2 protein-coding genes are annotated in these 6,699 nt (G+C 68.1%); both read left to right on the top strand.

Annotated elements, in window-relative coordinates; all coding sequences use genetic code 11:
* Positions 1-540: 540 nt before the first annotated feature.
* Entirely contained in the window at positions 541-4,554 is a 4,014-nt protein-coding gene (locus ACRWNP_RS36685) for a ThuA domain-containing protein (protein ID WP_431969277.1), read from the top strand.
* 200 nt (positions 4,555-4,754) lie between these two features.
* Complete coding sequence (locus ACRWNP_RS36680) at positions 4,755-6,695, top strand: ThuA domain-containing protein (RefSeq protein ID WP_431969275.1); 1,941 nt, start codon at positions 4,755-4,757, stop codon at positions 6,693-6,695.
* Positions 6,696-6,699 lie beyond the last annotated feature (4 nt).

The following is a 6,699-nucleotide window of genomic DNA, read 5'->3' as shown; positions in this document are numbered from 1 at the left end:
AGGGCGATGATGGAGCTCTTCTCGAAGTCCATCAACTCCGCATCGGCATGACCACACCTGACCTGCCCCGGTGAAGCCCGAGCCACTCGCCGACCTGTGCCACCGCCATCGTCATGCGCCGGTCGCCAGAGGCCAGGCCTCTGGCGATGTCGGCCACCCGGTGGCTCGATCCTGGCCAACCTCTTCAACCCGCGAGTGATCGTCATCTGAGGCCATTTCGCCTCGCCGGCCCAGTGGCTGCTGCCCAACGCACAAGATCAGCTGCAACGGCTCGTGGTGGCAGCTCCAGCCGCCCAGTGCCGATTCGTCGCCTCCACGCTCGGCTTCGGCGCCGCCTCCCGTGGCGCGGCGAGCACGGTGATCAACCACATCATCGACGACTCGACCACGATCACGGCTCTACCCAGGCCGGCACCTTGCTGACGGCCCCCAGACCTGGAGGCGGCACCTTCCAGCAACCGCAATATCCGCTACCACCAAGTGGCAATAGGCGCGGCGGCGCGCCGTGCCTGACATCCCCTCAGCCAGGAAGGGTTTTTCATGCCACCACGTCATCGAACGCGGGCCAGGCTGCTCGACGCAGTCCTCCCAGAAGACGGACGACGCCCGAGACGTCGCATCGCGACCACGATGGCCTTAGCCCTCATCGCCCCTTTCCTCACGTTCCTCGCGACGCCGGTGAGCGCTGCGGCCCCCACGGCGGCTGAGCCCGCTCCCGTCGCTGCACCGGAGCTGCTGCAGCCGTCCGCGCCTGCCGCCGAGGCCGCACGACCAGACGCCGGCTTCAAGCTGCTCGTGGTGCGCAGCACCCAGGACGCGGTGTCGTCGGCCGGCCTGTCCGCGATCCGGGATGCGGCCAGAACCGGTGATTTCACGGTCGTGGCGCCCGAGCCCGCTGACGTGGGCGACCATTTCACGGAGAAGAAGCTGGCGCAGTACCGCGCGGTCGTGTTCTTGGACACGGGTCGCGCGAGCCCGCTCACGGACACGCAACGCGCGAACTTCGAGAGCTACTTCCGCGCCGGCGGCGGCTTCGTCGGCGTCGGCTCGGCGGTCGAGACCGACGAGTCCTGGTCGTTCCTGACTGACATTCTGGGGACGCGTGCGTCCGGCAGGACCGACGTGCAATCGGGTGACGTGAAGGTCGCCGACCGCGTCCACGACGCGAGCAAGGATCTGCCGCAGATCTGGTCGCGGACCGACAACTGGTACAACTTCACGAAGAACGTCCGCGGTGTGTCACACGTCCTCGACACCGTCGTCGAGGACCCGTTCGGGCCGCAGCCGCAGGGCGCCGACCTCGACGGGATCGCCGGGGGCACGATGGGCGCCGATCACCCGGTCTCGTGGTGCAAGGACTTCCAGGGCGGCCGCTCGTTCTACACCGGCCTGGGCAACACGGCCGCGAGCTTCGACGCCGACCTCACCAAGCACCTCAAGGGCGCGATCGGCTGGGCCGCGGGCCGGGCCGACCCGGTCTACAGCGATTGCGGCGCGACCGTGCTGGCCAACTACCAGCAGACGAAGATCGGCTCGCCGCCGAACCTGCAGGAGCCGATCGGCTTCGACCAACTGCCGGACGGGCGCGTTCTGCAGACGGACCGCCTCGGCTCGCTGCGCATGCACGACTCGACCACGGGCGTCACCACGGTCGTCGCCAACTTCGCCGACCCGAGCCTGCCGATGACGCAGCAGATCTACTCCGCGGGCGAGGACGGGCTCTACGGCCCGGCGGTCGACGCCGACTTCGCGACCAACAAGTGGGTCTACCTCTACTACTCGGCGAAGGAGGTCACCGACGTCAAGCTGAGCGACGGATCCGTCGTCACCCAGATCACGCCGAACACCAACCCGCCGAATGTGGCGGCGTCCAAGACCGCGTGGGATCCGTACGTGGGCTATTTCCAGCTCAGCCGCTTCAAGTTCGTCGACGCCACCGACAGCACGCCGGCGCACCTCGACATGGGCTCCGAGCAGCAGATCATGCGCGTGCCGGTCAACCGCCAGGAGTGCTGCCACGTCGGGGGCGACATCGACTTCGACAAGCACGGCAACCTCTGGATGGTCACCGGCGACGACACGCCCGCAGGCGGCATCAACGGCGGCGGCTACGGTCCGTACAACTCGCAGAAGACCGACGAGCAGCAGACCGTGCGCGTCACCGACGCGACGGGCGGCACGTTCACGCTGACCTTCGAGGGCCAGACAACGGAGCCGATCGCGTGGAACGCGGATCGCAATGCGATCGACGCGGCGCTCGAGGCGCTCTCGAACATCGAGGCGGATGAGATCCAGACCAGCGGCGGCCCGGTCAACACGTCGAACGTCAACGTGTTCTTCCGCCGCGGCAAGCAGCAGTCCGATCAGCCGCAGATCATCGCCGACGGCGCCGGCCTGACCGGCACCGCCACGCCGGCGATCGCCACCAACACGGCGCAGGAGGGCGGCTGGTATCAGCGGCTCACCGGTGACTCGCGCCGCACCGCGCTGAACACCAACGACCTGCGCGGCAAGGTGCTGCGGATCAAGGTCAAGGACGGCAACATCTCCGCCGCCGACGCCAACAAGGTCGACTTCGGCTCCGGCACGGGCGCCTACTCGATCCCGTCGGGCAACCTGTTCCCGCTGGTCGCGGGCGCGCCGCAGGACAAGACGCGGCCGGAGGTCTACGCGATGGGTTTCCGCAACCCGTTCCGGATCCAGGTCGACGAGAACGACGTGGCCTACATCGGCGACTACTCGCCCGACGCCCAGACACCGCAGCGCTCGCACGGCCCGGCGGGCACCGGCCGCTACGAGATCGTGCGCAAGCCGTCCAACTACGGCTGGCCGACGTGCTACAAGCGCGACCTCGCGCACTACGAGTGGAACTTCCACGAGTTCGCGCCCGGTACCACCACCGCGGGCACGCCGCTGAACAACCCGCCTCAGAAGTTCGACTGCGACGGACCGACGCAGCGCAACGACTCGCTGTGGAACATTGAGGGCGGTCCGACGGTCGAGCCGGGCCTGAGGGACGTCCCGCCGGTCACCGACCCGGACATCTGGTACTCCTACCGCGACAACAACATGAGCGCGCCGCTCGGCACCCCGTGCGAGGCCTACTACGCGCCGATCCCGGGCCCGATCGCGCCCGGCTCGACGACCGAATGCCCGCGGCTGTTCCCCGAGCTCTTCACCGGCGGCGTCGGTCCGCACGGGGTCACGAAGTACCACTACGACGCGGAGAACCCCAACCCCAACAAGTTCCCGCCGTACTACGACGACTCGGTGATCATCAGCGAGTGGACGCAGGACACGCTGCGCGAGGTCAAGCTCGACAAGCAGAACCACGTCCAGAAGATCAACAACTTCCTGGATTGCGGCAGCCGTGCGAACGCCGGGGCAGGCAGGTTCCGGTTCGAGTGCGACAACCCGATGGACTTGCAGTTCGGTTCTGACGGCGCGTTCTACCTGCTGACCTACGGCAACGGGTTCAACGTCATCAGCCCCGACGCGGGCATGTACAAGTGGGAGTACGTCAAGGGCAAGCGCGCGCCGAAGGCCGTGCTCACCACGGACCGCACCGACGGCTCGACGCCGCTGACCGTGAACTTCTCCAGCGCCGGCTCGCTGGATGAGGATCCCGGCGACTCGATCCGCTACGAGTGGAAATTCGGCGACGGCTCGGCGATCGAGACCGACCCGAACCCGACACACACCTACACGCAGTCCGGCCGCTACACGGCCGTGCTGACCGTGCTCGATTCGTCCGGCAAGCAAACCTCGACCAGCACCGTGATCACCGTGGGCAACACGAGCCCGACGGTGCTCGTCAATACGCCGGTGGAGGGCGGGACGTTCGCGTTCGGCGACGACATCCCGTTCTCGGTCACGGTCACCGACCCCGAGGACGGGACGGTGAATTGCTCCGAGGTGCAGGTGACGTTCGTGCTCGGCCACGACGCGCACGGCCACGCCGAGGAGTCCGTCAACGGCTGCTCGGGCGTGCTCCACACGGAGGCCGACGACGCCTCACACGGCGGCAACGTCTCCGGCGTGGTCCAGGCGCGCTACACCGACCACGGCGGTCCGGGCGGCGTCCCACAGCTGACCACGACCGGCCAGCACCAGATCCGCCAGAAGCACCAGGAGGTGGAGTTCGTCGTCAACCAGTCCGGCACCAACACGGCGACCAACACCGACGGCGGCGCCGGCGTGCACCGCGGCAGCCTGGGCTCGGGCGACTGGCTCCAGCTCAACGGCCCATTCAACCTGACCAACATCGATTCGATCACGTTCCGCGTGGCGGACGCGGCGACAGGCCGCACGCCCGGGTCGCCGCTGGCGGCAATCGAGGTCCGTCAGGACTCGATCACCGGGCCGATCCTGACGACGGCCAACCTCGTGTCCACCGGCGGGACGGGAACCTGGACGAGCCAGACCTTCCCGGTCTCGATGTCCGGGACGCATGAGCTGTTTCTGGTGTTCCGCTCGGTCACGGGTGGCGCCACGGGCGGCAACCTGTTCAACCTCAACTGGGCCGAGTTCGTCGGCACGGGCATCGGCACCTAGCGAACCGGCCCGTGCCGACGAACCCGAGTTCGTCGGCACGGGCATCCGCACCCAGCGAACCCGCCGGTATAGCGGCAAGAGAGTAGACACTCATGCGGAGAAGATTTCGCACATCGGCAGTGGCCGCCTGCGTGACGGCGGCCGTACTCATCCCCGCGGCACCGTCGTGGGCAGAGGAAACGACACCACCGACGATCAACGTGGCGACGCTGTCGCCCTCTGCGCCGACCGGCCAGAACAACTGGTACACCGGCTCGGTGACGCTGAACGTGTCGGCGACCGACGACGTCGGCATCGCCAAGTTCCAGTACTCGCTCAACGGCGGCGCCGCCTACATCGACGTGCCCGTCGAGGGGGCGCCGGCGTCGGCCACGGCGTCGGCCACGGCGTCGGCGCTGATCACGCAGGAGGGCAACACCAGCGTCCGGTACCGCGCGGTCGACACGGCCGGGAACGTCTCGGCGTTCCGCTCGATCTCGGTCCGGATCGACACGCGCGCGCCGGCTGCATCGTACCCGGCGATCACCGACGGTCACGTCGGTCACGTCGCCACACTTATCCCTACGCGCACGGACCCCGCCCCCGGCTCGGGCGGAGTGGCTGTGCTGAACATGTACCTCGACGGCAAGCTGGTCCCGCCGTTGCCGGTGCAGACCTCCGACCTGTCGCTCGGCGTGCACACGCTCGCGGTGCATCTCTCTGACGCTGCTTCCAACAGCGCGAAGTACACGCAGACGTTCATCGTGACGACATCGTTCGCGGACGTCGGCACGCTGATCGCCCGGTTCGTGACCGCCGGCAGCGTCCCTGGGGAGGTCGGCGCGGCGCTCCAAGCCAAGCTTGACCAGGCGAAGGCCCTCGCCGACGTCGGTTCGGCCAAGCGCGCGAGCCAGGTCCTGAACGAGTTCGTCTCGATCGTCGGCGACCAGATCGCGCCCGGCTCGGCCCGCAGCACACTCGTGGGCGATGCGCGTTACCTGATCGACCAGCTCAACGGCCGGCTCGCGCCGGAGCCCGCGACGGGCCTCGAGTCTGAGCCCGCCCAGGGCCCGAAGGTCATCCCGGACCCGGTGCTCGCCCCGCTCCCGCACAACCCGGACGCCGACTACAACGTCCTGGTCTTCTCCAAGACGACGGGCTTCCGGCACGACCACATCCCGCACACCGTGGCCGCGATCCAGAAGCTCGGCATCGCGCACAACTTCAACGTCGACGTCTACGACCCGCAACTCCCCACCGTCACGCTGCCCACGAGCCCGTTCCTGAGCCTCGACACGCTCAAGCAGTACGACACGATCGTCTTCGAGTCCAACGTCGGGCACCCGGGCCCGCTCGATCCGACCACCGAGCAGCCGAACTTCGAGGCCTACATGCACCAGGGCGGCGGCTACGTCGGCATCCACGGTGCCGCCGACTCGTTCGAGATCGGCACCTGGCCGTGGTACGGCAACCTCGTCGGTGGGCTCTTCACCAACCATCCGAACGGCCAGAACGGGTTCGGTCAGTGCGGCAGCTGCATCCACACCGAGGTGGTGACCGAGGACAACACGCACCCGGCGACCGCGCATCTCCCTGCCCGGTGGATGACGGTCGACGAGCTCTACAACTTCGACCGCAACATGCGGGCCGACGTGCACACGCTGCTGAGCCTCAACGAGGACAGCTACCAGCGCAGCCTCAACAGCGGCAACGCGGCCAACAACCCGCTGCGGCTGATGAACGGCGACCATCCGATCGCGTGGTGCCAGAACTGGGACGGTGGCAAGGCGTTCTCGAACATCCTCGGCCACTTCCGGACGCAGTACTACGACGACGCGTTCATGCAGATCATCCTCGGCGGGATCGAGACGACCGCCGACCGTACGGACGCCAACTGCTCGTCCTACCGCGAGACCAGCCTGCTGATCGAGGCTGACCGAGCGGCCGGGCTGCTGACCACGGACGCCGCGGACGCCGCCGGTGCCGCCCTGGACATCGCGCGGGACAGCTACCTGGCAACCAACTACACCACCGCCATCCCGGCGCTGAACTCGATCGTCGACCTGGCGAACGACGAGGCCTCCGGCGACGCTGCGGCGCGTTCCGAGCTCGCGCGGCAGGCGCGCGAGCTGCGGGAGTGGATGCAGAACCTCAACCGCTGACCCG

This window comes from Actinacidiphila sp. bgisy160, from assembly GCF_965342435.1.
Taxonomy (GTDB): Bacteria; Actinomycetota; Actinomycetes; order Streptomycetales; family Streptomycetaceae; genus Actinacidiphila.
The sequence above is the reverse complement of the archived record's forward strand: the minus strand, read 5'-3'. Positions and strand labels throughout refer to the sequence as shown.

Coding starts and splice junctions, on each gene's coding strand:
- ACRWNP_RS36685 (WP_431969277.1), top strand. CDS start 541: ATGCCACCACGTCATCGAACGCGGGCCAGGCTGCTCGACGCAGTCCTC.